The sequence below is a fragment of the Agrobacterium rubi TR3 = NBRC 13261 genome, assembly GCF_000739935.1.
GTDB lineage: Bacteria > Pseudomonadota > Alphaproteobacteria > Rhizobiales > Rhizobiaceae > Agrobacterium > Agrobacterium rubi.
This window is the reverse complement of the sequence record NZ_BBJU01000055.1, coordinates 1-618: the sequence shown is the minus strand read 5'-3', so window position 1 is coordinate 618 and position 618 is coordinate 1. Positions and strand designations below refer to the sequence as shown.

Annotated in this window: 1 pseudogene; it reads right to left on the bottom strand. The window is 62.6% G+C overall.

The features are described 5' to 3' along the window. Positions 1 to 618 (bottom strand): annotated as a pseudogene (locus tag RRU01S_RS24920) (DDE-type integrase/transposase/recombinase); the annotation flags it as partial.

Sequence of the window (618 nt, the reverse complement as noted above, 5' to 3'; positions counted from 1 at the left end):
TGCCGTTGTCGGAGACAATCATTCCTGGCTTGCCGCGTCGTTCGATGAGTGTCGTCAGTTCCCGCGCCACGCGACGCCCGGAGATCGAGGTGTCGGGGATGGCGGCTAGGCACTCGCGCGTCACATCGTCGACGACATTGAGAATGCGGAAGCGCCTGCCGCAGGCGAACTGGTCATGCACGAAATCTAGCGACCAGCGAGCATTGGCCTTCGCTTCGACCAGGATCGGTGCACGCGTGCCGACGGCACGCCGCCGGGCCTTGCGCTTGCGAACGGAAAGTCCTTCCTCGCGATAGAGCCGGTAGATGCGATTAACCCCGGACGGCTCTCCGTCCCGTCGAAGCAGAATGAACAGTCGCCGATAGCCGAAACGCCGCCGCTCATTGGCAAGGTCACGCAGCTTCGCCCGCAATTCTACCTCGGGCGGTCGACTGGACCGATAACGAATCGTCTTGCGGTCGGCGGATATGATCTGGCAGGCCCGCCGCTCCGAAAGACCCATGACGGCCTTCAGATGCGTGACGGCTTCACGCTGGGCGACAGGCCCTACCATTTTTTTGCAAGAAGCTCGCGGAGCGCGGCGGCATCCAGCATCTGTTCGGCCAGCAGCTTCTTCAG